The 25,281-nt window shown below is 68.3% G+C and carries 26 protein-coding genes and 1 tRNA gene; 19 read left to right on the top strand and 8 right to left on the bottom strand.

The window, feature by feature from the left end:
- Window positions 1-19 precede the first annotated feature (19 nt).
- Complete coding sequence (locus tag ESP70_RS16650) at window positions 20-1,546, bottom strand: MFS transporter (RefSeq protein ID WP_149690417.1); 1,527 nt, start codon at window positions 1,544-1,546, stop codon at window positions 20-22.
- 97 nt (window positions 1,547-1,643) lie between these two features.
- On the opposite strand from ESP70_RS16650, the gene ESP70_RS16645 reads away from it, so the two are divergent.
- The 5 genes from ESP70_RS16645 to ESP70_RS16625 all read left to right on the top strand — a co-directional run bounded on the left by ESP70_RS16645 (window position 1,644) and on the right by ESP70_RS16625 (window position 7,657).
- Window positions 1,644-2,171 carry a TetR/AcrR family transcriptional regulator gene (locus ESP70_RS16645; protein ID WP_149690416.1) on the top strand — a complete coding sequence of 176 codons (528 nt, stop codon included), beginning with the start codon at window positions 1,644-1,646 and terminating at the stop codon, window positions 2,169-2,171.
- A 63-nt stretch (window positions 2,172-2,234) separates the two neighbouring features.
- The gene (locus tag ESP70_RS16640) at window positions 2,235-3,359 is read left to right on the top strand and encodes a glycerophosphodiester phosphodiesterase (protein ID WP_149690415.1); all 1,125 of its coding nucleotides are present in this window, start codon (window positions 2,235-2,237) and stop codon (window positions 3,357-3,359) included.
- Window positions 3,360-3,400: 41 nt separating this feature from the next.
- Window positions 3,401-3,673 (top strand): DUF2277 domain-containing protein, encoded by a 273-nt coding sequence (locus tag ESP70_RS16635; RefSeq protein ID WP_149690414.1) that lies wholly within the window; start codon window positions 3,401-3,403, stop codon window positions 3,671-3,673.
- A gap of 109 nt (window positions 3,674-3,782) precedes the next feature.
- A complete protein-coding gene (lysX, locus tag ESP70_RS16630; protein WP_149690413.1) occupies window positions 3,783-6,965 on the top strand; it encodes a bifunctional lysylphosphatidylglycerol synthetase/lysine--tRNA ligase LysX in 3,183 nt (1,060 codons plus the stop codon).
- Window positions 6,962-7,657 carry a DUF998 domain-containing protein gene (locus ESP70_RS16625; RefSeq protein ID WP_149690412.1) on the top strand — a complete coding sequence of 232 codons (696 nt, stop codon included), beginning with the start codon at window positions 6,962-6,964 and terminating at the stop codon, window positions 7,655-7,657. Before lysX ends, ESP70_RS16625 begins: the two co-directional genes overlap by 4 nt.
- A 15-nt stretch (window positions 7,658-7,672) precedes the next feature.
- Here ESP70_RS16625 and ESP70_RS16620 read toward each other — a convergent pair whose 3' ends face one another.
- Both ESP70_RS16620 and ESP70_RS16615 read right to left on the bottom strand, forming a co-directional pair.
- Window positions 7,673-8,437 carry a class I SAM-dependent methyltransferase gene (locus ESP70_RS16620; RefSeq protein ID WP_188110672.1) on the bottom strand — a complete coding sequence of 255 codons (765 nt, stop codon included), beginning with the start codon at window positions 8,435-8,437 and terminating at the stop codon, window positions 7,673-7,675.
- 34 nt (window positions 8,438-8,471) lie between these two features.
- On the bottom strand, window positions 8,472-9,272 hold the full coding sequence (locus ESP70_RS16615) for a crotonase/enoyl-CoA hydratase family protein (protein ID WP_149690410.1): 801 nt from the start codon (window positions 9,270-9,272) through the stop codon (window positions 8,472-8,474).
- Window positions 9,273-9,377: 105 nt separating this feature from the next.
- On the opposite strand from ESP70_RS16615, the gene ESP70_RS16610 reads away from it, so the two are divergent.
- The 5 genes from ESP70_RS16610 to ESP70_RS16590 all read left to right on the top strand — a co-directional run bounded on the left by ESP70_RS16610 (window position 9,378) and on the right by ESP70_RS16590 (window position 13,709).
- On the top strand, window positions 9,378-9,662 hold the full coding sequence (locus ESP70_RS16610) for a WhiB family transcriptional regulator (protein WP_149690409.1): 285 nt from the start codon (window positions 9,378-9,380) through the stop codon (window positions 9,660-9,662).
- Between the two features lie 90 nt (window positions 9,663-9,752).
- The gene (locus ESP70_RS16605) at window positions 9,753-10,049 is read left to right on the top strand and encodes a DUF4235 domain-containing protein (RefSeq protein ID WP_149690408.1); all 297 of its coding nucleotides are present in this window, start codon (window positions 9,753-9,755) and stop codon (window positions 10,047-10,049) included.
- 109 nt (window positions 10,050-10,158) lie between these two features.
- The gene (locus ESP70_RS16600) at window positions 10,159-10,659 is read left to right on the top strand and encodes a mycothiol transferase (protein ID WP_149690407.1); all 501 of its coding nucleotides are present in this window, start codon (window positions 10,159-10,161) and stop codon (window positions 10,657-10,659) included.
- 20 nt (window positions 10,660-10,679) lie between these two features.
- Window positions 10,680-11,768, top strand: coding sequence for an alanine racemase (locus ESP70_RS16595; protein ID WP_149690406.1), 1,089 nt, complete (start codon window positions 10,680-10,682; stop codon window positions 11,766-11,768).
- Between the two features lie 102 nt (window positions 11,769-11,870).
- The gene (locus ESP70_RS16590) at window positions 11,871-13,709 is read left to right on the top strand and encodes a phosphoenolpyruvate carboxykinase (GTP) (protein WP_149690405.1); all 1,839 of its coding nucleotides are present in this window, start codon (window positions 11,871-11,873) and stop codon (window positions 13,707-13,709) included.
- Between the two features lie 304 nt (window positions 13,710-14,013).
- Here the strand turns inward: ESP70_RS16590 and ESP70_RS16585 are convergent.
- Window positions 14,014-14,096: transfer RNA gene (locus ESP70_RS16585), tRNA-Leu, on the bottom strand.
- A 144-nt stretch (window positions 14,097-14,240) separates the two neighbouring features.
- Here ESP70_RS16585 and ESP70_RS16580 point away from each other — a divergent pair.
- From ESP70_RS16580 to pknB, 6 genes are read left to right on the top strand one after another with little or no spacing between them, the layout of a single operon-like run.
- On the top strand, window positions 14,241-14,963 hold the full coding sequence (locus ESP70_RS16580; RefSeq protein WP_149690404.1) for an FHA domain-containing protein: 723 nt from the start codon (window positions 14,241-14,243) through the stop codon (window positions 14,961-14,963).
- Window positions 14,964-15,440, top strand: a complete 477-nt coding sequence (locus tag ESP70_RS16575) for an FHA domain-containing protein FhaB/FipA (protein WP_149690403.1) — start codon at window positions 14,964-14,966, stop codon at window positions 15,438-15,440. It begins immediately after the preceding gene.
- 3 nt (window positions 15,441-15,443) lie between these two features.
- Entirely contained in the window at window positions 15,444-16,739 is a 1,296-nt protein-coding gene (locus ESP70_RS16570) for a PP2C family protein-serine/threonine phosphatase (protein WP_149690402.1), read from the top strand.
- Window positions 16,736-18,109, top strand: coding sequence for an FtsW/RodA/SpoVE family cell cycle protein (locus tag ESP70_RS16565; protein WP_425458396.1), 1,374 nt, complete (start codon window positions 16,736-16,738; stop codon window positions 18,107-18,109). The genes ESP70_RS16570 and ESP70_RS16565 overlap by 4 nt, the downstream gene beginning before the upstream one ends.
- A complete protein-coding gene (locus ESP70_RS16560; RefSeq protein ID WP_149690400.1) occupies window positions 18,106-19,578 on the top strand; it encodes a peptidoglycan D,D-transpeptidase FtsI family protein in 1,473 nt (490 codons plus the stop codon). Before ESP70_RS16565 ends, ESP70_RS16560 begins: the two co-directional genes overlap by 4 nt.
- Before the next feature lie 43 nt (window positions 19,579-19,621).
- The gene (gene pknB, locus ESP70_RS16555) at window positions 19,622-21,409 is read left to right on the top strand and encodes a Stk1 family PASTA domain-containing Ser/Thr kinase (RefSeq protein ID WP_149690399.1); all 1,788 of its coding nucleotides are present in this window, start codon (window positions 19,622-19,624) and stop codon (window positions 21,407-21,409) included.
- On the opposite strand, the gene ESP70_RS16550 is transcribed toward pknB, so the two are convergent.
- A complete protein-coding gene (locus ESP70_RS16550; protein ID WP_149690398.1) occupies window positions 21,406-22,143 on the bottom strand; it encodes a DUF881 domain-containing protein in 738 nt (245 codons plus the stop codon). The genes pknB and ESP70_RS16550 overlap by 4 nt on opposite strands.
- An 85-nt stretch (window positions 22,144-22,228) precedes the next feature.
- On the opposite strand from ESP70_RS16550, the gene ESP70_RS16545 reads away from it, so the two are divergent.
- On the top strand, window positions 22,229-22,474 hold the full coding sequence (locus ESP70_RS16545) for a cell division protein CrgA (RefSeq protein WP_056210594.1): 246 nt from the start codon (window positions 22,229-22,231) through the stop codon (window positions 22,472-22,474).
- Window positions 22,475-22,549: 75 nt separating this feature from the next.
- On the opposite strand, the gene ESP70_RS16540 is transcribed toward ESP70_RS16545, so the two are convergent.
- On the bottom strand, window positions 22,550-23,380 hold the full coding sequence (locus tag ESP70_RS16540) for a rhomboid family intramembrane serine protease (protein ID WP_149690396.1): 831 nt from the start codon (window positions 23,378-23,380) through the stop codon (window positions 22,550-22,552).
- Entirely contained in the window at window positions 23,377-23,907 is a 531-nt protein-coding gene (locus ESP70_RS16535) for a peptidylprolyl isomerase (RefSeq protein ID WP_056400654.1), read from the bottom strand. Before ESP70_RS16535 ends, ESP70_RS16540 begins: the two co-directional genes overlap by 4 nt.
- Before the next feature lie 106 nt (window positions 23,908-24,013).
- On the opposite strand from ESP70_RS16535, the gene ESP70_RS20215 reads away from it, so the two are divergent.
- Together ESP70_RS20215 and ESP70_RS16530 are read left to right on the top strand one after the other, a co-directional pair.
- Window positions 24,014-24,151, top strand: a complete 138-nt coding sequence (locus ESP70_RS20215) for a hypothetical protein (RefSeq protein WP_188110671.1) — start codon at window positions 24,014-24,016, stop codon at window positions 24,149-24,151.
- The gene (locus ESP70_RS16530) at window positions 24,151-24,927 is read left to right on the top strand and encodes an enoyl-CoA hydratase/isomerase family protein (RefSeq protein WP_149690395.1); all 777 of its coding nucleotides are present in this window, start codon (window positions 24,151-24,153) and stop codon (window positions 24,925-24,927) included. Before ESP70_RS20215 ends, ESP70_RS16530 begins: the two co-directional genes overlap by 1 nt.
- On the opposite strand, the gene ESP70_RS16525 is transcribed toward ESP70_RS16530, so the two are convergent.
- Window positions 24,928-25,278 carry a DUF3817 domain-containing protein gene (locus tag ESP70_RS16525; protein ID WP_246162067.1) on the bottom strand — a complete coding sequence of 117 codons (351 nt, stop codon included), beginning with the start codon at window positions 25,276-25,278 and terminating at the stop codon, window positions 24,928-24,930.
- Between the last annotated feature and the right edge of the window lie 3 nt (window positions 25,279-25,281).

The raw sequence follows: 25,281 nt of genomic DNA, 5'->3' as shown, positions 1-25,281 counted from the left end.
GTAGGACGATCAGGTCGGGTCAGGCATCCTTGAGCGTCCGCCACGACACCACGGCCGCGGCCAGCGCGACGATGATCGCCGTCGCCGAGGTGAGCTGCACGCCGAGGTCGAATGCCTCGTGCGCCGATCGGACCATCGCCTCGCCGACGCCGTTGGGATAGAACTTCGCGTACTCGACGGTGCCGCCGAGCGTCTCGAACGTCTGGTCGTTCTCACCCCACTTCGCCACCGCAGGCACGGTCAGGTGCGAGCGGTAGGTCGAGGTCAGGATGCTGCCGAGCACCGCGGTGCCCAGCACGGCACCGACCTCGTACGCCGTCTCGGAGATCGCCGACGCGGATCCGGCCTTGTAGGGCGGAACGCTCGACAGCATGAGGTCGTTCGTCAGCGTCTCGGCCAGGCCGATACCGAGTCCGAGCACCGAGAACGCGATGAGGATCGAGACCGTCGACGGTGTGCCGATGAACGCCGCGATGGCATAGCCCGCCGCGGACAGGCCGAAGCTGCCGGCCACCAGCGCCCGTGCCGGGAACACCCTCACGAGCCGGACCGCCGCGAACCCGGCGATGACCGTGACGAGCAGGCCCGGCAACAGCACCGTGGCCGCCGACAGCGGCGACAGGCCGACCACGAGCTGCAGGAACTGCGCCGCGAAGAACATGAACCCGGCGTAGCCCATCAGGCTCAGCAGGTTCGCCGTGATCGCGCCGCTGAAGACCCGGTCGGAGAACAGCGTCATGTCGATCATCGGGTCGACGAGGCGGTGCTGACGACGTACGAACAGCACGCCGCTGACGATGCCGACCCCGAAGCCGATCAGGGCAGCGTCGTTGAACCCGTGCTCGGCGACCTGCTTGATGCCGACGACGAACGGCAGCATCGCGGTCATCGACAGCACGATGCTGACGCCGTCGATGCGCCCGGGCCGCGGGTCACGCGACTCCGGCAGCAGGAAGACCGCCGCCACGAGGAAGATCGCGATGATCGGCACGTTGATGAAGAACACCGAGCCCCACCAGAAGTGCTGGAGCAGCCAGCCGCCCATGACCGGACCGAGGGCCGCACCACCGGCGAACATCGATGCCCACGTGGCGATCGCGAGCCGGCGGTCGTCGCTGTGCGCGAAGATGTTGCGGATCAGCGACAGCGTCGACGGCATCAGGGTCGCGCCAAACACGCCGAGCAAGGCACGCGAGGCCAGCAGCGCCTCGGCGTTGGGGCTGAACGCGGCGCACACCGAGGCGATGCCGAAGCCGAACGCGCCGATCAGCAGCAGCCGGCGCCGGCCGATCCGGTCGCCGAGGCTGCCCATCGCAACGAGCAGTCCGGCCAGCATCAGCGGGTAGATGTCGACGAGCCACAGCATCTGCTCGCCGGTCGGGCGCAGCGCGGTGCTGACCTGCGGCAGGGCGAAGCTCAGCACGGTGTTGTCGATCGAGGTCAGCAGCACAGGCAGCATGAGGACGCCCAGGGCCAGCCACTCACGCAGTCCCGCGCGGGGTACGTCGAGCTGGGGGGCGCGGTAGCGCGGGTCGATCGTGGTCATGGGGTCCTCCTTCCGGACAAGACGGTCAACTATACCGTCCAGACGGTACAGTCAACGAACCGGAGGCGGGTGATATTCCTCTCGGTAAGGTGAGCGCATGGCGGCCACTGAACGTTCAACGCGCGATCGATTGCTCGACGCGTTCGAGACACTTCTCGTGACTGCCGGAAGCCGGGCCGCGACGCTCGATGCCGTCGCCGCCGAGGCCGAGGTCTCCAAGGGCGGACTGCTGTATCACTTCCACAGCAAGGACGAGCTCGTCGAAGGCATGCTGACCCGGCTCCGCGAGCAGGGGGAGGCCGACGTCGCCAAGATGCGTACGGCCAAGAAGGGCCCCGTCGAGTTCTACCTCGCCACCTCGGTCAACACCGGCAGCAACTTCGACCGCGCACTCGTCGCCGCCGGCCGCATCGCCCAGGAGAACGACTCCCGCGCCTCGGCCGCGCTGGCCGACCTCCGCGAGGGCTGGTTCACGGTCCTGCGCGAGCACCTCGGCGACGAGTCGTTGGCCCGCACGATCCAGCTGATCGGCGACGGCCTCTACTTCGACGACACCACCGGGCTGACGGAGAAGAATGCCCTCAAGCACGTCCGCGCCGTGCTGAAACGCCTCGACGTCCTTTAGGAGTTCACCGGCCGTCGGGTCCGCGTGCACGCGCAGGTCATCCGGCGCCCCTGCACTCGAGGCATGACACTCCTTCATCCGTACGTCCGCCGCACGGCACTCGCCCTGAGCGGGGCCGCCATCGCCACCGGAGCCGTCGCAGTCCCTGCGACCGCTGAGAAGGCACCCGCCACGACGCAGCACCAGTCCATCACGGTGTTCGCGCACCGTGGCGCCTCGGGCTACCGGCCCGAACACACCCTCGCCGCGTACGCCCTGGCGATCAAGCTGGGCGCCGACTACATCGAGCCCGACCTCGTCAGCACCAAGGACGGGGTGCTCGTCGCCCGCCACGAGAACGAGATCAGTGGCACGACCGACGTCGCCGACCACCCCGAGTTCGCGCAGCGCAAGACCACCAAGACCGTCGACGGCGTCGCCGAGACCGGCTGGTTCACCGAGGACTTCACCCTCAAGGAGCTCAAGACGCTGCGGGCCAAGGAGCGGCTCCCGTCCGTGCGTCCGGGCAACACGCGCTACGACGGACGCTTCGAGATCCCGACGTTCGACGAGGTCCTCGCCCTGGCGAACGCCGAGAGTCGCAAGCGTGGCCGGGTCATCGGCGTGGCGCCGGAGACCAAGCACCCGACCTACTTCCGGTCGATCGGCCTGCCGCTGGAGAAGCCGCTGCTGCGGTCGCTGACGAAGGCTGGCCGCAACTCCAAGCACGGCAAGGTCGTCATCCAGTCGTTCGAGACCGGCAACCTGCGCAGCCTCGCCCGCCAGACCCGCGTCCCGCTGGTCCAGCTGACGTCGGCGACCGGCGCACCGTACGACGTGAAGGCCGCCGGCGACTCGCGCACGTACGCCGACATCATGACGCCGGCCGGGCTGCGCGACGTGGCCACGTACGCCGACTGGCTCGGACCGGAGAAGAACAGCATCATCCCGCGTGACGCCCAGGGCTTCCTGACGTCGCCGACCCCGCTGGTCAAGGACGCACATCGCGCCGGGCTCAAGGTCGTGGCCTACACGTTCCGCGACGAGAACCAGTTCCTGCCGGCCGACTACCGCGACGGCACCGACCCCAACGCGAAGGGCGACATCTTCGCCGAGCTCAACGCGTTCTTCGAGGCCGGCCTCGACGGCGTGTTCGCGGACTACACCGACAGCGCGGATGCCGCGCGCGACTGGTGGGAAGAGAGCTAGACCCCCTGTCGCGAGCGGGCTCGGAGTTCTAAGGTCGGAGCATGTGCCGCAACATTCGTACCCTCCACAACTTCGAGCCCGCCGCGACCAACGACGAGGTCCAGGCCGCCGCACTGCAGTACCTCCGCAAGATCAGTGGGGCGAGCAAGCCGTCGAAGGCCAATGAAGAGGCGTTCAACCGCGCTGTCGCGGAGATCGCCCACATCACGGGGCACCTCCTCGAGGACCTCGTGACGACCGCGCCGCCCAAGGACCGCGAGGTCGAGGCCGCCAAGGCCAAGGCCCGCTCAGCAGCCCGCTTCGCCTCGGCCTGACACTGTCCTGTCGGCGGCCCGGCCGGTTCGGTGCCCCGACGTATGGTGAACCTCGCCATTGCGCGGCCTGGGGACACCGCGCCCCCGTGTCACAGATTGGGCGATCACCATGTCGCGTCTCACGATTGCGCTGCCGCGCGTCTCCTGGGTGCCTCGCTGGGCGAGCGTCTTCCTCGCCGTCTGGGCCAGCGCGTGCGCGGTCCTGGCCCTGTTCGTCCCCCTGCGTCACCTGACGCGCCCCGTCTGGACGGCGCTCGACGACTACGTCCTGTTCCTGTCGCCCAACCTCGCCTGGGCCGCGTTCCTCGGACTGCTCGCCGCAGCCGTCGCCGCGCGCAAGCGCCCCGCGTGGTGGGCGCTCCTCGGCCTCCTGGTCGTCAACCTCTCGAGCTCCCGGCTGCTGGTCGACGGCGTCAGTCCGCGGTCGGTCGCGAGCACGGCTGTCGCGGCCGTCGGACTGGTCGTCGTCGCCGTGGCCCGCAGCCAGTTCACCACCGCGGTGAGGCGGGCGTCGTTCGGCAAGGCGCTCGTGGTGCTCGTGCTCGGCATCGCGGTGAGCACGCTCGCCGGCACGGCGCTCGTCATGCTCGTGCACGGCGACCTCCCCGCATCGGAGTGGCTGTCGTGGACGCTCAACAAGGTCGGTGGTGGCCTCGTGGAGAACGGGGTGTTCGACGGCCGTCCACCCGAATGGGTGGGTGACCTCCTCGGACTGCTCGGTGCCATGTCACTGCTCGGCGCGTTCGCCACGATCTTCCAGAGCCAGACCTTGAGGGCCGAGCTCGCGGACCCGGAGGAACGGGCACTACGGGCCCTGCTGGGGATCCACGGTGCTCAGGACTCCCTGGGCTATTTCGCCACCCGGCGCGACAAGGCTGTCGTGTTCGCCCCGAACGGTCGCGCCGCGGTGCTCTATCGCGTCGAGATCGGGGTCTGCCTCGCCAGCGGCGATCCCATCGGAGATCGTGAGTCGTGGCCGGCGGCGATCGCGGCATGGCAGCGCATCGCCGACGATCACGGCTGGGCACAGGCCGTCATGGGTTCCAGCGAGGCCGGCGCGCATGCGTACGAACGGGCCGGGCTCACCGCGATCCAGCTCGGCGACGAGGCGATCATCGAGACCCACGGCTTCAGCCTGCGTGGCCCCGACATGCATGTCGTACGCCAGGCAGTGCGTCGCGTCGAGCGTCTGGGCTACACCGCCCGCATCCGGCGTCACGGTTCGGTCGGGGCGGCCGACATGGCACGGGTGATCGACCGCGCCGACCAGTGGCGCGGTGACGAGACCGAACGCGGGTTCTCCATGGCGCTCGGCCGGCTCGGCGATCCAGCCGACGCCGCGTGTGTCCTGGTCGAGGCGTTGGACCGCGACGGCGAGCTGCGGGCCCTGCTGTCGTTCGTGCCGTGGGGCCCGACCGGGATGTCCCTCGACCTCATGCGCCGTGACCCGGCGGCGCCCAACGGAGTCATCGAGTTCATGGTGTCGGAGCTGACGCGCCAGGGTCCGGCGCTGTCCGTGATGCGCGTGTCGCTCAACTTCGCCGTGTTCCGCGCGGCTTTCGAGGAGGGCAACCGCATCGGCGCCGGACCGATCCTGCGGGCCTGGCGCCGGCTCCTCATCCTGCTGTCGCGGTGGTGGCAGCTCGAGGCGCTGTACCGCTCGAACGTGAAGTTCGCGCCGACCTGGAACCCGCGATTCCTCTGCTATGACGATGCCCGGATGCTGGCCCGGATCGGCGTGGCCTCGGGCATGGCGGAAGGATTCGTGACGGTCCCCACGTGGATGCGCAGCAGGAAGGGCATCGCGCCCCCCGGTCTCAGCGCAACACAGCTGGAGCAGATCACCGCCGATCTGCTCGCGGAGACCGCCCGGGCACACGCCGATCCACTTCCCCCCGCGCGGTGCAGGACGAGGTACGCCAAGCTCGACGCGTTGGAGACATACGGCCTGGCGCCTTATCCCGCCGCCGGCGCCCCTCGACCCGTCGCCGGCGCGCTCGAGGCGCCCGAGCGGGTGACCGTGTCGGGGCGAATCGTGCACCTCCGCGACCACGGCGGCGTGGTGTTCGTCGACCTCCGGGACTGGACCGGCGATGTCCAGGTGGTCCTGGCGCGTGACGAGATGCCGGCCGAGGCACTCGCCGCGTTCCGCCGGACCTGCGACACCGGCGACCTCGTCGACCTCACGTGCCGTCCGAGGACAACGGACACCGGGCACCGGTCGCTGTTCGCCTCGTCATGGCGGATGAGCGCCAAGTCCCTCCATCCGCCCGGCCCCGGCGACCGAGTGAGGGACGCCGATGCCTGCACCGTGCTCCGCACCCGGAGCGCGGTCGTCCGCAGCCTCCGGACCAGCATGGAGGGCCGGGACTTCACCGAGGTCGAGACGCCGATCCTCCAACCCGTCCACGGGGGTGCGAACGCCCGCCCGTTCGCCACACACCTCAACACGTACGACCTGGACCTCACGCTGCGGATCGCGCCAGAGCTCTATCTCAAACGGCTGTGCGTCGCCGGCCTGGAACGAGTCTTCGAGATCGGTCGGGTGTTCCGCAACGAGGGCATCGACCGGCGTCACCACCCGGAGTTCACCTCCCTCGAGGCGTACCAGGCGCACGCGGACTACGCCGACATGCGACGGCTGTGCCGCGCGCTGATCCTCGACGCCGCGACGGCCGCCCATGGCGTAGCCGTCGCCCTGCACCCCGTGCTCGGCCGCTGCGACCTGACCGGGGACTGGCCCGTCGTCACGGTGCACGAGGCGGTCTCCGCTGCCCTTCAGGAGACGGTCGACCTGGACACTCCGGTCTCGCTCCTGACGAAGCTCTGCCAGGTCCACGACGTCACCGTCCCCGACACCGATGACCCGGGCCGGCTCGTGGTCGAGCTCTACGAGGCACTGGTCGAGCCCCGCACCACGATGCCGACGTTCTACACCGACTTCCCGTCGACGGTCTGTCCCCTGACCCGCCCGAAGGACAGCGAGTCGGCCATCGCGGAGCGTTGGGACCTGGTGGCGTTCGGCATGGAGATCGCGACGGCGTACAGCGAGCTCACCGATCCCATCGAGCAGCGCCGACGCCTGCGGGCGCAGTCGCTGCTGGCCGCCGGGGGCGATGTCGAGGCCATGCAGCTCGACGAGGAGTTCCTGGCCTCGCTGGAGCGGGGGATGCCACCCACCGGCGGCCTCGGACTGGGGGTCGACCGGCTCCTCATGATGCTGACCGGCCGGCCGATCCGCGAGGTCGTCGCGTTCCCGTTGACCCGAGGACCATCAGGACGGCACCCGTGAACCGGCTCGTCAGGCTGCTGCTGCTCGCCGGCGGGCTGCTGTATGCCAACTGGGTCGTGCAGATGGTCCTGCCCGCGCACCTCAGCCTGCTGACCAGCTACGTCAGCGAGCTCTCGGCTCTCTCGCGTCCGTACCATCAGGTGTTCCGGTCACTGGACGTCCTCAGCGGAGTCCTCGTGATCGCCGGCGCGATGTACGGCCTGGCCGTGGGTCGTCGCGACCGTCCGGCCGCGACGGCGTGGGCTGCGCTCGCGCTGTTCGGCCTCTCCAACGTCGTTGACGCCTTGACGCCGCTCCCGTGCACCCTGACGGTCGGCGCCGCGTGCAACACGTCCACGCCACACGATGCCTGGGGATGGGTCGGTGATCCTCACCTCTATGCCAGCCTCGGCGAGGAGGTGTTCTTCGCCGTGGCCTTCGTGGCGGTGGTGGTCGCCCTCCGCTCAGGTGGGGCGACCATCGCCACCCGAGGTCGCGCCGAGGTGCTCGGCGCCGTCGCGATCTGCGCGAGCGTCGTCGCCGGGCTCTTGACCGCCCAGCTCAACTTCTTCGGTCACGACATGCTGCTGGGCCTCGCGCAACGCCTCGAGGTCCTGCTCATGGCGCTCTGGATCGCGTTCATCCCCGCGGAGCTCGTCACGCCACCCCGTCGATCGCTGCACGACAGCCGGCGGTTCCTCCGCGTGCGCTGACTCCTCAGTCGGAGGTCAGGGCTTGCGCAGCTTGAGGAAGATGCTCGGGCCGAAGTTGCTGCCCGCCAGACGACGCTGCGTGAGGCGTTCGGCCGTCAGCAGAACCTTGGTCGGCAGGGCCTTCTTGAGCGTTTGGCTGCGCAGGTTGGACACCGAGAGCTTGTCGTCGAGCGTCAGGCCGGCGGCACCGAGCTGACCGACGACGGTGTCGATGTTGTGGTTGACGAACGCGATCGCGTCGGGCTCGTCGGCCTGGGTCTTGCGGATGTTGACCGGCTCGGTCGGCAGCGGGGTGCCTTCCTTCTTGTGCCGGCGGCGGTTCTTGTAGTGGCCGTAGTTGGCAACCTCGATGATCGCGGTGCCGCCGGGCGCGAGCACGCGGGAGATCTCGGCGAACTCCGCCGTCGGGTCGGGCAGGTGGTGCATGACGCGGATCATCGTGATCAGGTCGAGCTCGCCGTCGGCGAACTTCAAGTCGTCGGCCTGCATCTGGACCTGCTTGATGTCGGTGCCCGCGAGCACCTTCTTGGCGGCCTCGAGCTGTGTCGCGGCCGGCTCTGCCAGCGTGACCTCATCGGCGAACGTACGCAGCAGGATGCAGAGGCGACCGAAGCCACCGCCGATGTCGGCAGCCTTGCCGTAGTGGTTGCCCTTCAGCAGCCGGCGGATCGCGATGTGCTCGGCGGCGTTCTCGTAGTCGCGGTTGTCCCAGTACTTGGTGTAGTCATAGTCGCGCTCGTACTGGTTGGCGACCTTCTTGGAGGGCTCTTGTTCAGTCACGCCGACCACAGTAACAACGACCGTCGTACTCCTCTTAATCGAACGTACGGGGCCCGAAGACCGGGGTCTCCTTGGCTGTGCCGGCCTTGCGGGCGATCGCCGTGTTCTTGGCCTTGAACATCGCCGACTGCAGCTTGCGCTCGAGCCGGTACGCCCCACGGAGGCTGCCATGGCGGTTGGCGTAGATCAGCTTCTTGGTCGCCGCGACCGAGTCCGGCGAGCGTTCGACGATCTGGTCGACCAGGGCGAGGGCAGCCTTGAGCGGCTCGTCATTGACCTCCGTCGCCAGGCCGAGCTCGGCAGCGCGGGTGCCGGTGATCGGCTCGCCCGTCATCGACAGCCGCATCACGACGTCGGCCGGCAGGAGCTCGCTGAACGGCACGGTGCCGGCCATGTCGGGGACCAGGCCCCACTTCGCCTCGAGGATCGACCAGGTCGCATCCGGCGTGGTGAACCGGAAGTCCGCGCCGACCGCGAGCTGCAGGCCCGCGCCGTAGCAGTGTCCGTGGACGACAGCGATGACCGGCACCGGCAGGCTCCGCCAGACCGCGGTGACCTTCTGGAACCGGTTGAGCGATCGCGGCCCGGCGAAGAAGAACCGTGCCACCCGCTTCTTGTCCTTGAACGCGGCACCGAAGTCGAGGCCAGCACAGAACGACCGGCCCTTGCCCTGCAGCACCACTGCGCGGATGTCCCGGTTGGCCTTGAGCGCCTCCGCGGCGGCGATCAGCTCGGTGATGAGCTCGAGGTCGACGCCGTTGAGCTTGTCGGGCCGGTTGAGCCACACGTACGCGATCGGGCCGTCGATCTCGGTGAGGACACGGGGTTCGGTCATGCCCGTCAGGCTATCCGGCCCCTGCGTTCGCAGGGTCCCTGACCAGTGCCGAACAGATGTGATCCACAGATGTTTGAAAGTGCAACCCGGGGGCAATACCCCCGCATGGTCAACGTCAAGAGACTCCCGCTCCCGCTCATCGAGACCTACGAGTGGCAGTACGAGGGCGCGTGCATGGGTGCCGACAGCGAGGTGTTCTTCTCCCCGGAGGCCGAGCGCGGTGCCAAACGCGCGCGCCGCGAGGAGAACGCCAAGAAGGTGTGCTTCACGTGCCCGGTCATCGACCGCTGCCGCCAGCACGCGTTGACCGTCCAGGAGCCCTACGGGGTGTGGGGCGGCATGACCGAGAGCGAACGCGCGGCACTCGTGCGCCAGCCGATCGCCAGCTGACCCGGCCGCTCCACGCTGAGGGCTGCAGCCTGCGGTGTACAAAGGAAATGACACGTCCATCCGTCATGTGACCGCGAAGGCCTGATGCGTATGCCCACCGCACAACAGCCCAGCACCTCTGCCAAGATCCTCTACCGCCCGGTCGGCATCGTCAGCTCGATTGCCGGCGGACTCCTCGCCTCGCTGATCTTCAAGCAGGTGTGGAAGCGCGTCAGCCGCGGCGACAACGCTGACCCGCCGACGCCGCTGCAGTCGGAGTACGCGTTCAAGGAGATCATGATCGCCGCGTTGCTGCAGGGCGCGATCTTCGCCGGCGTCAAGGCGCTCATCCAGCGCCAGGGCGCCAAGGGCTTCCAGCGCGTGACCGGCGAATGGCCGGGGTCATGAGCGAGCGCAGCTGGGGGTCCCCCCGCGAGCTCTGCGAGCAGGGGGCGCGAACCATCAGGAAGGTCATGGCGTCGCCTCACTGTCGTGTGCCTCTCAGTGAGGTGACGTCATGACGTCGGCCAAGGATCTGTTGGTCGACGCCTTCGGCCGGATCAACGAGGGCTCGAGGATGGTCGTCGACGGCCTCACGCCCGCCGACCTGAGCCAGCGCATCGCACCCGGCGCCAACACGATCGGCTGGCTCGTCTGGCACCTCATGCGCGTCCAGGACAACCACGTCGCCGATGCCGCCGGCAGCGACGAGGTCTGGGGCTCCGCCGGTTGGTACAAGCGGTTCGCCCTGCCGTTCGACGAGCGCGCCACCGGCTACGGGCACAGCCGCGACGACGTCGACACGGTGCACGTCCAGGCTGAGCTGCTGGTCGGCTACGCCCAGGCCGTCACCGACGTGACGCTCCGCTATGTCGAAGGGCTCTCCGACGCCGACCTCGACCGCGTGGTCGACGACTCGTGGGACCCGCCGGTGACCCTCGCCGTACGCCTCATCAGCGTGGTCGGCGACGACCTCAAGCACCTCGGGCAGGCCGAGTACGTACGCGGACTGCTCTGACACCGGGCCATGATGGCTGCATGCTGACAGCCGAATCGTTGACGAACGTCGAGACGCCTGCCGTGGTCATCGACCTGGACCAGGTCGAGCGCAACATCAAGGAGATGTTCACCGTCGCCGACGCGCACGGCGTACGACTCCGCCCGCACATCAAGTCGCACAAGATCCCCGAGCTCATGCGGCTCCAGCTCGCCGGCGGGGCGATCGGTGCCACGTGCGCGACGCTCCGCGAGGTCGAGGTCATGATCGACGCGGGTTGCCCGAGCGTGACACTGGCCTTCCCGCCGCTGTCGGCCGACAAGATCGCCCGACTGGTGGCACTCCGCGAGCATGCCGAGATCCGGGTGACGCTCGACTCGGTCGAAGCCGCGACGGTGCTGGGCCAGGCCGCCGGCTCGCAGCCGTTCGCCGTGCTGCTCGAGATCGACACCGGACAGGGTCGTCTGGGCCGACCACCCGGCGCACCGAGCGTCGAGCTCGGCCTGCAGATCGCGGCCATCCCTGGCGTACGCCTCATCGGTGTCTCGAGCCATGCCGGTCACGCGTACGCCGCGACGAGCCAGCAAGACCTCGCGCGCATCGCCTCGGACGAGGCCGACGACCTCGTGCGTACGGCCGAGGAGCTGCGGCGTAACAACGTCGACGTGCGGGAGATCAGTGTCGGTTCGACACCGTCGGCCCGCGCCGGCTTCGGCCTCGGCATGACCGAGTCGCGCCCCGGGACGTACGTGATGAACGACGCCAACATGGTGCGCCTCGGCGTCGCGACGCACGAGACCTGCGCGGCGTTCGTGCTGGCCACGGTGATCTCCCGGCCGGCGCCGGACCGGGTCGTCATCGACGCCGGCACCAAAATGCTCAGCAGCGACGGGTTCGGCGGCGACGACTGGGTCCACGTGCTGCACCGGCCCGATCTGCACCCGGCGTTCCTCAGCGAGGAGCACGGCGTCTTCCACGCCGACGACCCGGCGACCGCGCCGGCGATCGGTGACCGCGTTCTCGTGATCCCCCACCACGTCTGCACCATGATGAACCTCGCCGACGAGGTCCATCTCGTCAGTGACGGTGGCGTCACCGATACGGTTCCGGTCTCTGCCAGAGGCCACTGACGAACGCGCTGAATTTGCAGTCCGCAAAGACAAATTGCGAGACATATGCCACGTGTGAGTTAGACCCGTGCGTTCTGCCTGCCGAGAGGGCATGATCGTTCGATGGTTGATGTCGACGCAACACTGGATGAAGCAGGAATCAAGAACCCACACGTGCGCGAGTACGTGAAGCACTGGGCCGATCTGACCGGAGCGGAGCGGGTCGAGGTGGTCAGCGCCGCGGACGACTCGCGGCTCATCGCCGAGGCGCTCGAGGACGGTGAGCTCCTGCCGGCGGGCGACGGGCTCTACTACTCGCGCAGCTACGTGAAGGACACCGCGCGCTCCGAGGAGCGCACGATCGTCGCCACGAACGATCCCAAGGACAAGGGCGTCTACAACAACTGGCGGCCCGCCTCGGAGATGAAGCCCATGCTCGAGGACCGCATGCGCGGCGCCTCCAAGGGCAAGACGATGTACGTCATCCCCTACCTGATGGCCCCTCCCGGCAACGCCCTCGCTCCGTGGGCCGCCGGCGTGCAGGTCACTGACACCCGCACGGTCGTGCTCCACATGATCCGCATGGCCCGCGTCGGCGCAGAATTTCTCGAGGCCCTGGAGGACCCCGAGCAGTTCGTGCGCGCCGTCCACGTGACCGGCGACCTGGAGAACCTCGGCCAGGGCACCCCCGACGACCAGCGCTACTTCGTGACGGTCGCCGACGAACGGACGATCCTGCACTTCGGCTCGTCCTACGGCGGCAACGCGCTGCTGGGCAAGATCGCCCACGGCCTGCGCCAGGGTGCGTACGACGGCTGGGCGTCGCGCAAGTTCCTCGCCGAGCAGTACATGCTGATCGGCATCAAGGACAAGCAGACCGGCAAGACCTATCACATCTGCGGCGGCTTCCCGAGTGCCTCGGGCAAGACCAACCTCGCCATGATGCTGGCCCCCGACGTGCTGGGCGACCGCTATCACGTGTCGTTCTACGGCGACGACATCGCGTGGCTCTGGGTCGACGAGGAGAGCGGCAAGCTCTACGGCATGAACCCCGAGTACGGAGTCTTCGGCGTCGCCAAGGACACCAACGAGGGCACCAACCCGACGGCGCTCGCGTCGATCGCCGAGGGCACGCACGCGATCTTCACCAACATCGCCTACAACGTCGAGACGCACGAGGTGTGGTGGGAGGGACGTACGCCCCAGCCGCCGGCCGACACGCACGGCTGGCTCGACTGGACCGGCTCCCCGATCGCCGATCGCGAGAACGGCGACGACAGCCCGTGGGCGCACCCCAACAGCCGCTTCACGACGCAGCTCGACAACGTGCCCAACATCGCCGACGACTACAACGCCGCCGCCGGTGTGCCGATCGACGCGATCATCTTCGGTGGCCGCACCCGCGACCGTGAGCCGCTGATCCGCGCGATCACCGACCTGGCCGAAGGCGTCTACGACGGCCTGACGCTGGGTGCCGAGGCGACGTCCGCGGCCGAGGGCGTCGAGGGCATGCTCCGCTACGACCCCATGTCCAACCGCCCCTTCATGGCGTACGGCGAGGGCGACTATGCCGAGCACTACCTCAAGATCGTCGGTGCCGCCAAGGACCTGCCGATCTTCGCGCACGTCAACTGGTTCCAGAAGGATCCCGAGGACGGCCACTACCTGTGGCCCGGCTACCGCGACAACCTCCGCCCACTCCTGTGGCTGCTGCAGCTCAAGGCTGGCGAGGTCACGGGTCGCCAGACGCCGGTCGGCATCATCCCCACCGCCGAGGAGCTCAACCTCGACGGCGTCGACATCTCCGACAAGGACCTGGAGACGATCCTGTCGATCGACAACGCGCGCTGGCGTCAGGAGATGGGCTTCCGCGAGGAGCACCTCCAGCAGTTCGACAACATGCCCGAGGCGATCTGGGAGGCCCACCGCCGGGTGTCGGCCGCCCTCGACGCCGAGGCGTAGCCACGAGCACACGTCAGGACCCCCGGACCACGTCGTCCGGGGGTCTTGACGTTTGGGGCGAGCGTGTCGGTCATCGTTGCCATCCTTCGGTCTGGAGACACTCTGCCGTGACTCCGCGACCGACGGGCACCGAACGCCGGGATGAAAGAAGGCCGGTCGCCCTTCGGGGAAACCGGCCTTGCTATACATCTGTGCGCGAGGGGGACCCCGTCAGGCGCTGAGCGCCTTCCTCCTCAAATCCCCCACTTGCGACAGTTGCCGAGACCCCAAGGGATCTCGGCAACCTGCGTCTCGTATCAACTTGTGCGCGAGGGGGGATTTGAACCCCCACGCCCTTGCGGACACTGGCACCTGAAGCCAGCGCGTCTACCATTCCGCCACCCGCGCGTGGTCCCGTAGGACCGGTTCGCAAGTCTAACAGGCTGATTCAGGTGCGATTCCTCACGCCCACCCCCGCTGCAAACTCGCGGGGATGGCCGCTCCCGATACGATCGCTGGGTAGAACCACGACAACCGGAAAGGCGGAGGCTGATGGCGGGGGTGCTGCAGCGATTCGAACAACGCCTCGAGGGCGCGGTGACCAGCGCGTTCGCTCGCGCGTTCCGCAGCGCCGTGCAGCCCGTCGAGATCGCCGCCGCCCTGCAGCGCGAGGTCGACAACTCGGCCCACATCCTGTCGCGCGAGCGGATGCTGGTGCCCAACGTCTTCACCGTCGAGCTGTCCCCGCCCGACTTCGACCGGCTCAACCCGTTCAGCACGACGCTGGCCGACGAGCTGGCGACGCTGGTCAAGGAGCACGTCAGCGAGCAGCGCTACACGATGACCGGCCCGCTCGAGATCTCGTTCACCAAGACCGGTGAGCTGAGCACGGGTCGCTTCCGCGTACGCAGCAAGACCAACGCGTCCGTGACCCCGGTCGTCGGACAGCGCATGACCGAGACCGCGATCCGCAGCTCCGATGTGCTGCTCGAGGTCAACGGCATGAAGCACCCCATCAGCCCCCCGGGCGTCGTCATCGGCCGCGGCAACGAGGCCGACCTCAAGATCGACGACCCGGGCATCTCCCGCAGGCATGCGGAGATCAAGATCCACCAGAGCGGAGCCGAGACCACCGTGACGATCGTCGACCTCAACTCCACCAACGGGGTGGTGCTCAACGGTCACAAGGTCGCCACGGGCGTCGTCACCGACGGGTCCGAGATCCGTCTCGGCAACACCGTGATCGTGATCCGCATGACTGAGGTGGCCCACTAGATGTCAGAGCTCACCCTCACGCTGATCAAGCTCGGCTTCCTTGCCGTGCTGTGGCTCTTCGTGCTGTCCGCGGTCTCGGTCATCCGCTCGGACATCTTCGGCACCAAGGCGACGTCGGCCCCCAAGCCGGCCAAGAGCAAGCAGAAGGCGCCGGCCAAGGCCAAGAACCGCAAGGCACCCCGCGGCGTACCCACCAAGCTCCAGGTCGTCTCCGGACCCAACGCCGGGCAGAGCGTGCCGCTCGGCGACAAGCCGATCCTGCTGGGCCGCGGCACCGACGCGGCGATCCGGCTCGACGACGACTACGTGTCGACGCGGCACGCCAGGTTCGCGACCAACGGGGAGCAGTGGTTCGTTGAGGACCTCGGCTCGACCAACGGCACCTACCTCGGCAGCCAGCGCATCACGTCGCCCGTCCCGATCGGCATCGGCATCGCCGTGCGGCTCGGCAAGACCATCGTCGAGCTGCAGAAGTAGCCCATGACCGCACTGACCTTTCGCTACGTCGCGCACACCGACACCGGTCTGCGCCGATCCGGCAACCAGGACTCCGGCTACGCGAGCCCGCGGCTGCTGGTCATCGCCGACGGCATGGGCGGTGCCGCGGCCGGCGACCTCGCCTCGTCGGAGGTCATGCACATCATCCGCGAGCTCGACCGCGACGACCTCGACGGCGACGCGGTTGCTGCGCTGGAGGATGCCGTCGCTAAGGCCAACGCGCGGCTCGGTGACCTCATCGCCGAGGACCCCGCGGTCGAGGGCATGGGCACGACGCTCGATGCACTGCTCTGGGACGGCGAGAAGTTCGCGTTCGCGCACATCGGCGACTCCCGGGTCTATCGCCTGCGCGGGGGCGAGCTCGCCCAGATCAGCAAGGACCACACGTTCGTCCAGAGCCTGATCGACGAGGGCCGGATCTCACCGGCCGAGGCTCGCGTCCACCCGCACCGCTCGCTGATCCTGCGCGCGATGCTCGGCCGCGACGACAACGCCGCCGACCTCAGCTGGGTGCAGCCGATGCTCGGCGACCGCTACCTGCTGTGCAGCGACGGACTCACCGACATGGTGACCGACGAGGTCATCCGCAGCGCGCTGCAGTCCGAGACGATCGACATGGCTGCGACCGAGCTCGTACGCCTGGCGTTGGAGGCCGGCGGCTACGACAACGTGACCGTCGTGATCGGCGAGTTCGTCGAGGCCGGCACCGCTCCCGATGATCGACTGTCGTCCGCCGACGGCCGGCCCCAGCTCGTCGGGGCAGCCGCCGGTCAGGCGCGCCCTCGTACGGGCGAGGGCACGAGCGGCAGCGACACGGCCACCACGTCGACGTCCTCCTACGACCCCGAAGAGCTCCGTTACGCCCCGCAGCCGCCGAGTCGTATGCGCTGGGTCCGCTGGGCGGCTGCCCTCGTGGTCGTCGCGGTGATCCTCGCCGCCGCCGGCACGTGGGCCTACAGCTGGTCTCAGAAGCAGTACTTCGTGGCGGCCCAGGACGGCAAGGTCACGATCTTCAAGGGCGTCCAGGCCGACATCCCCGGCATCACGCTGCAACACGTCGAGCAGGTCACCGACGTCGAGCTCAGCACCCTCCCGGACTTCCGCCGCCAGCAGGTCGAGGCCGGCATCGAAGCCTCGAGCAAGGCCGACGCCGAGAAGACCGTGGCCGAGCTCGACCAGCTCGCGGTCGTGCCCACGCCCACGCCGACCCCCACGAAGAAGCCGACGCCGACCAAGACGACCACGTCGACGGCGTCCAACACGGCATGGCAGCGATGACCACAGCCGCCTGGGTTCCTCGCAAGCGGCGGGGAGCCGAGTTCTTCCTGACCGTGCTCGCGGTGTTCATCGGCATCGCGGCCTACGCGTCGGTGGGTCTCGGTGTCGAGGGCACGATCCCGGCCGACACCTACAAGCTCGGCGGCGCCCTCATCGTCGTGGCGATCGCGACGCACCTGATCGTCCGCAAGGTCGCGCCCTACGCCGACCCCGTGCTGCTGCCGCTGGTCATCGCGCTCAACGGCCTGGGCCTCGCGATGATCTATCGCCTCGACCTCGGTCGCCGGCAGATCGACCCCGAGCGCGCCGCATTCGCCAACTCCCAGCTCGTGTGGACCGCGGTCGGCATCGCCGCGTTCGCCGGCATTCTCATGCTCGTGCGCGACCACCGCCGCCTGCAGACCCTCACCTACACGTTCGGTCTCGCCGCGATCGGCCTGCTGATCCTCCCGCTGCTGCCGCACTTCGGACGTACGATCAACGGCGCCCGCATCTGGGTCAACTTCGGACCGTTCAGCTTCCAGCCCGGCGAGGCGGCCAAGGTGTGCCTCGCGATCTTCTTCGCGGGCTACCTCGTCGTCAAGCGTGACGCCCTGGCTCTCGCCGGCCGCCGCATCATGGGCATCGACCTGCCGCGCGGCCGCGACCTCGGCCCGATCCTCGCCGGCTGGCTGATCAGCGTCGGCATCCTCGTGCTGCAGCGCGACCTCGGCTCGTCGCTCCTGTTCTTCGGCCTGTTCGTCGTGATGCTCTACGTCGCCACGGAGCGCCCGGGCTGGCTCGTCGTCGGCGCGGTGCTGTTCGGGGCCGGCGCCTATTTCGGCTACCTCGGGTTCGGGCACGTTCGCGTACGCTTCGACGCCTGGCTCGACCCGTTCGGCGACCCCGACCGCAACGGACAGATCATCAACGGGCTGTTCGGCCTGGCGCACGGCGGCATCCTCGGACAAGGGTGGGGGCAGGGCAGCCCACAGCTGACGCCCTACTCGTTCTCGGACTTCATCGCCGCCTCGATGGGCGAGGAGCTCGGCCTGACGGGGCTCATGGCGATCATCGTGATCTACGGCCTCATCGTCGAGCGCGGTCTTCGCATCTCGCTGACCTGCCGCGACGCGTTCGGCAAGCTGCTGGCCGCGGGCCTCGCGTTCTCGTTCGCGCTGCAGGTCTTCGTCGTCGTCGGCGGCGTCACCCGGCTCATCCCGCTGACCGGCCTCACGACGCCGTTCATGGCGCAGGGCGGTTCGTCCGTCGTCATGAACTGGGCCATCATCGGCCTCCTGCTGCGCATCAGCGACCAGACCCGTCGACCCGCCCCCGAGATCTCCACGTTCGCGAGTGACGAGGAGACCCAGGTGGTGAAGCTGTCGTGAACCGCCCGATCCGCAACATCGCCATCGCGTGCCTCGTGCTGTTCGCGGCCCTGCTGCTCAACATCAACTACGTGCAGTTCGTCGAGGCCGACAGCCTCAACGCCAAGAACGGCAACAAGCGCGTCATCAACGAGGAGTTCTCCCGCGCCCGCGGTGCGATTCTCGTCGACGGCAAGCCGGTCGCCGAGAGCGTCAAGACCAAGGACGAGTACAAGTACCAGCGCCGCTACCCCGACGGGGGCCTCTACGCGCCGATCACGGGCTACTTCTCGTACGTCTTCGGGCGCGGCGGCCTCGAGCAGTCCGAGAACGACGTCCTCTCCGGCAGCGACAACCGGCTGTTCGTCAACCGGGTCGTCGACCTGGTCTCCAACAAGCAGCCCAAGGGTGGCAGCGTCGAGCTGACGATCGACCCGCTCGCGCAGAAGGCGGCGGCCGAGGGCCTCGAGCGGCTCGGCAAGAACACCAAGGGCGCCGTCGTCGCGCTCGACCCGCAGACCGGCGCCGTGCTCGCGATGGTCAACCAGCCGTCCTACGACCCCAACCGGCTCGCCAGCCACGACTTCACTGCCGTGCAGAAGTCGTGGAACTCGCTGACCAAGGACGAGGACCAGCCGATGATCAACCGGACGACGCAGCAGGCGCTGCCGCCCGGCTCGACGTTCAAGCTCGTCACCGCCGCCGCAGCACTCCAGGACGGCGTCGTCGACAACATCGACGATGAGATCAAGGCCGGCTCGCGGCTGACGTTCCCGGGCATCCAGTACTCGCTGCCCAACGAGAACGGCGGCAACTGCGGCGGCGACCGCATCACGTTCGAGCAGGCGCTCAACGTGTCGTGCAACGTCGCATTCGGCGCTCTCGCCGGCAAGATCGGCCAGGAGAAGCTCGCCGAGCAGGCCGCCAAGTTCGGATTCGGCACCGACCCGATCGAAGGCCTGGCCTCCAACGCCAGCCGGTTCACGGTCGGCGACAGCAAGCTCGAGGCGCCCCAGCTCGCGCAGTCCGGCATCGGCCAGTACGAGGTTGCCGCGACGCCGTTGCAGATGGCCATGGTCGCCGCCGGCATCGCCAACGGTGGTGACGTCATGAAGCCCTACGTCGTCAAGACCGTCCGCTCGCCCAACCTGCGCGTGCTCGAGCAGGCCAAGCCCGAACGCTTCAGCCAGGCGATGAGCGGCTCCAACGCCGCCAAGCTGCGCGAGATGATGGTCAGCACGGTCACCAGGGGCACGGCGACCTCGGCGCAGATCCCCGGGGAAGACGTCGGCGCCAAGACCGGCACCGCACAGTCGACGCCCGACCGGCCGCCCTACGCGTGGTTCGTGTCGTTCGCCGGCGGCGACAACCCCAAGGTCGCCGTCGCGGTGCTTGTCGAGTCCAGCGACACCGCCCGCGACGAGATCGCCGGAGGCCGGCTGGCCGGACCCATCGCGAAGTCCGTCATGGAAGCGGTGCTCGGAAAATGACATCTACGAATTGCGTGAAACGACCGTCTGGGAGACTGACACCATGACCGAATCCGGCGACGAGACCATACGCCTGGGCGACCGCTACGAGCTCGGCGGTCTGCTCGGACGCGGGGGCATGGCCGATGTACGCGTCGGCCGCGACCTGCGCCTCGGCCGTACCGTCGCGGTCAAGCAGCTCCGCGGCGACCTCGCCGCTGACGACACGTTCCAGGCGCGCTTCCGGCGCGAGGCCCAGTCATCGGCCGCCCTCAACCACCCGTCGATCGTCGCGGTGTACGACACCGGCGAGTCGATCGACAAGCACGGCAGCCACGTGCCCTACATCGTCATGGAGTACGTCGAGGGCCAGACCCTCCGCGACATCCTGCGCGGCGCCGAGAACGGCCGCAAGATCCTGCCCGAGCGCGCCCTCTCGATCACCGCCGACGTGCTGAGCGCCCTCGACTACAGCCACCGCTCCGGCATCATCCACCGCGACATCAAGCCCGCCAACGTCATGCTGACGCCGTCCGGGCAGGTCAAGGTCATGGACTTCGGCATCGCCCGCGCGATCGCCGACACCTCGTCGGCCATGACGCAGACCGCGGCCGTCATCGGCACGGCTCAGTACCTGTCGCCCGAGCAGGCGCGCGGCGAGACCGTCGACGCCCGCAGCGACATCTACTCCACCGGTTGCCTGCTCTACGAGCTGCTCACCGGCCGCCCCCCGTTCGTGGGCGACAGCCCGGTGTCGGTGGCCTACCAGCACGTACGCGAGGAGGCCCGGCCGCCGTCGCAGCTCAATCCCGACGTCAGCGCCGCGATCGACAACATCGTCGCCAAGTCGCTCGCCAAGCGCGTCGAGGACCGCTATCAAAGTGCCGCCGACATGCGCAAGGACATCGAGCGTGTGCTCGCCGGCCAGGCCGTCGAGGCGCCGACCGCCGCCACTGCCGTTGTCAGCGGAGCCACCGCCGTGGCGCCGGCCGCGCCGGTCCTGCCGGTCGCCGGTGGCGCCCGCCGCGCCGAGCCCGATCCCGACGACGACGAGCCCGAGAGCAGGGCCAAGTGGTGGATCATCGGCGCGATCGCCGTGTTGCTGCTGGCCGGCATCGCGTTCGCGATCTGGAAGGCCACCGACTCGCCCGCTGCGCCGATCCAGGTGACGGTCCCAGATGTCGCCGGCAAGGACGTCGACACCGCGACCCGAGCGCTCGAGAACAAGAAGTTCATCGTCAGCACCAAGACCGAGTCGCAGGCCAGCAGCGAGGTCGACAAGGGACTCGTCATCGAGACAGATCCGCCTGCGGGCGAGAGCATCGACGAGGGCAGCACCGTCACCCTCGTCGTGAGTGAGGGACCCAAGCAGGTCGCGATGCCCGACGTGCGGCAGCTGCAGTTCAAGGTCGCCAAGGAGCAGCTCGAGAACGGCGAGGGCAAGTTCAAGGTCAAGCGCGAGTGGGTCGACAACACGGCCGACCGCGGCGTCGTCATCAACAGCACGCCGCTGGTCAACGCCCCCGTCGACGTCGGCTCCGAGGTCACCTTGTTCGTCTCCAAGGGCGAGGTCACGATCCCCAACGTGGTCGGCCAGGACATCGACGCCGCGACCAAGGCGTTGGAGGACCTCGGGCTCAAGGTCACCACCAAGGACGACCCGGCCGCGCAGGCGCCGGACGGCCAGGTGACCGCACAGAACCCCGGACCCGACTCCAAGGTGCCTCCGGGCACGACCATCGTGCTGACGGTCTCGGCCAACCCTGGTCAGGACACCGACCCGACCGGCACCGACGGCGCCGCCGACGGAGCCGGCGTGATCGGCACCGAGGCCGACGGCACCGACGGCTAGTTCGTGGCCTTGGCGTAGCTGAGGCTGACGGTCCCCGCGTAGGCCGGGGCCTTCACGTTGTCGACGTCCTCGATGTCGAGGCCGAGCTGATAGCGCGGGTCGGCGGCGTACTGGGCGAACGAGATCGTGGCAGCCGACGTGTCGATCGCAGTGTTCATCGTGCCCACGTCACCGATCGCCTCGATGACGTAGGGCGGGAAGTAGGGCACGCCGTCCAGGACGACGGTCGCGCCGACGCACTTGATGCCGGTGGTCGAGATCAGCCGCTGGCCCTGGAGCGTGACGGCCTCGGCGCCACCGGCCCACAACGCGTTGACGTAGGCCTGGATGTCCTGCTGGTGGACCAACAGCACCTTGGGGTCAGTGCCGTCCGGCGGTTTGAGCCCCGGCGGCGCGTCGTTGAGGGTCACCCGGATGCCGGGACCCTCCAGCGCGGTCAGCCCCGTCGGCTCCTCGAGCGCCTTGGCGCGCGCCCTGAGCTTCTTGACGGTGGCACTGGAGACGCTGGCCGAGAGGTCCTCGATGTCGGCGCGCAGGTGGCGGGCATCGGAGCGGCGCTCGTCGATCCGCTTGGCGCGTTCCTGAGCCAGAGAGGCCGGGTCACCGCCGGCCGGACGGAGGTCTCCACCATCGGCACTGACCGACGCTGCGACGAAGAGATAGCCCGTGATCGCGAAGATCGCCAGCACGGCCACAGGCCAACGCTGGCGCGCGTGGGCCCCCACCTTCGCCATGCCGAACCCCTCTTCACTCGATGGCCTAGGCTATCCGAGAGCACCTACCGATGCGGCCCCGCCGCAGCAACCATCCGGAGACGTCGTGGCGAAAGACAAGGCCCCCAAGGCACCGAAAGCCCAGAAGATCGGCAACCGCTGGGCAGGTCCCGCGATGGTCACGTCGGCGCTCATCGGGCTCGTCTGGATCGTCGTCTTCTACACGTTGAGCAACCAGACGATCGACTACCCGTCCTGGCTGCAGTGGTACGACGACCTCAACAGCTGGAACCTGGTCATCGGCATGGGCTTCATCGTGGCGGCCTTCGGCTTCGCCATGAAGTGGGAGTGAATTACACCCTTGTAGTTATCCACACCTGTGTGCACAGCTGTTGATAATGACACTGGTGTGATTCACATCTGTGGACTAACCGGTGAGCTGATGCGTCCTCAGGACGACGGCGACGACGATGCCGACCCACATGGTGGTGGCCACGGCTGCTTGCACCAGCAGCTTGCGGTCACGCGGTGCAAAGGCGAACGCCAGGCCCAGGATGACCCCGGCGACGAATCCGCCCAGGTGGCCCTCCCAGCTGATGTTTCCCTGCGTGCTGATGACGGCATTGATCGCCAGCAGCACCAGCAGGGTGCGCACGTCCTGCTTGGCGCGCAGGAGGACGACCAGGGCGATGCCCAGGAGACCGAAGATCGCGCCCGAAGCGCCCACCGTCACCGTGAACGGGTTGTTGATCACGTAGACGAAGACCGACGAGAACACCGCCATCGTCAGATAGGCGGCGATGTATCGCCACGTGCCCAGGGCTCGTTCGACGAAGGGACCGAAGACGTACAACGCCATCATGTTGAAGAGGATGTGCGGGATGCTCGCGTGCAGGAAGGCCGCGGTCAACAGTCGCCAGTAGTCACCGTCGGCAACCACATATCCCTGCATGGCGCCGTGTTGGTAGATCCCGCTCGAACGATCGCCGGTCGCGATCTGGACCACGAACGCCAGGACGTTGATCGCGATCAGCACCATCGTCACGGAACCCGCGTTGGCGGAGACCAGGCCGCCGGCGATCGTCCGGGGAGCCCGTACGGACTTGGCTCCCTCGGCGATGCACGACGGGCACTGGAACCCCACCGACGCGTCGTTCATGCACTCCGGGCAGATCAGTCGCTCACAGCGCTGACACGAGATGTAGGCCTCGCGGTCAGGATGCCGGTAGCAGCGATAGTCCGAAGCGGGGAGGTTCACGCCTCGCGTCGCTCGATCGTCAGCTTCTCGATGACGACCGGCTCGATCGGACGGTCGAAACCGTCGGTCGGCGCCGCACCGATCGCGTCGACGACAGCCTTGCTGTCGGCGTCCACGACCTCACCGAAGATCGTGTGCTTGCGGTTGAGCCAGTCGGTCGGCACGAGCGTGATGAAGAACTGCGAGCCGTTGGTGCCGGGACCCGCGTTGGCCATCGCGAGCAGGTAGGGCTTGTTGAACTGCAGGTCCGGGTGGAACTCGTCCTCGAACTCGTAGCCGGGGCCGCCGGTGCCGGTGCCGAGCGGGTCGCCGCCCTGGAGCATGAAGTTGGGGATGATGCGGTGGAACCCGAGACCGTCGTAGAACGGCTTGTTCGAGATCTGGCCGGTGGCCGGGTCGATCCAGTCCTTGGTGCCCTCGGCGAGGCCGACGAAGTTGTCGACGGTCTTGGGAGCGTGGTTGGGGAAGAGCTCCACGACGATGGCGCCGTGGTTGGTCGTGAAGGTCGCGATGAGCTGCGAGGCCACAGGGAATTCCTTTCGGTTGCTGCGTCCATCTTTTCATGAGAGACCAAGACCGACAGGACGGCGGGCGGGTGGGATCGCCGCCGATGTGAGGGCTATCGTGACCCGCATGTCGAAGTCGGAGAAGAGACACCCCGTCCGCGCATTCTTCCTGTTCACCCTGATCGCCGGCGCCGTCGTGGCAGTCCGCAACGCGGTCGCCGACAAGGGCGGTTCGTACGACCCGAACGACTCCGCTCCCCGCTGATGCCGGCCACGGTCGAACGCACTGAGGACGGGATCGCCGTCCTCACCTTCAGCGCACCTCCGGTCAATCTCTACTCGCTCGAGCTGCACGACGAGCTCGACCGGGCACTCGACGAGGTCGAGGCGACGCCGCCCCGGGCGCTCCTGATCCGCGCCGAGGGCAAGATCGTCTCCGGCGGGGTCGACGTGTCGCAGTTCCACGCCCGCAAGACCAAGGCCGACACGCAGCAGTTGTACGACCGCATGCTCGAGCTGCCCAACCGCGTCGACGCGCTGCCCTTCCCGACGGTGTTCGCGGCGCATGCGCTGACGCTGACCTGGGCGTTCGAGGTCGCGCTCGCATGTGACCTCGTCCTCGCATCGGAGAAGGCGAAGTTCGGACTGGTCGAGCGCGTCATCGGGCTGACCCCGACGATGGGCGGCACCCAGCGCCTCGCCGCCCGGGCCGGAGTCGCTCGCGCCAAGGAACTCGTGTTCACCGGTGACCTCTACGACGCCGCAACGCTCGAACGGTGGAACGTCGTCAACCGGGTGTTGCCCGTTGACGGCTTCGACGACGCCGTGCTGGCGTTCGTCGCGCATCTCGCCGTCGGCCCGACTCGGGCATTCGGCGCCGCCAAGGACATCCTGCGGCACTTCGAGGCCGGAGGAGTTCCTCAGGCCAACGCACACGTCACGGCGATCGCCGCCGAGCTGTTCGACACGCAGGACCTGCAGGACGGGATGGAGTCGTTCCTCCGCGACGGCCCCGGCAAGGCGACCTTCACCGGCAGGTAGTCAGACTCCGCTGGCGGCGCTGGTCGAGCTGGGAGTCGCCGCGAGCACGAGTGCCGTGGCACGGCGCTCGGCCCAGAACGTCGCGACCGGTACGAGTCCGACCAACAGCGTCGTGATGGTGAACGGGATCGACCAGCGCGTACGACGGGCGAGGACCGCGACCAGCACGAGGTAGACCATGTAGAGCCAGCCGTGCGCGAGGCCCACCACCGACGTGACGTCGGAGCCGGTCCTCTGCAGGTCCGTGCCGTCGGTTGCGAGATATTTCACCGCCACCGCGACGTAAAGAATAATGATCAGGGTCCCGACGATCCACGCCATGGCCCGGTAGGCCTTCAGGGTCTTGTCCACCTC

It is taken from the genome of Aeromicrobium ginsengisoli, from assembly GCF_004134905.2.
GTDB lineage: Bacteria > Actinomycetota > Actinomycetes > Propionibacteriales > Nocardioidaceae > Aeromicrobium > Aeromicrobium ginsengisoli.
The sequence above is the reverse complement of the archived record's forward strand: the minus strand, read 5'-3'. Positions and strand labels throughout refer to the sequence as shown.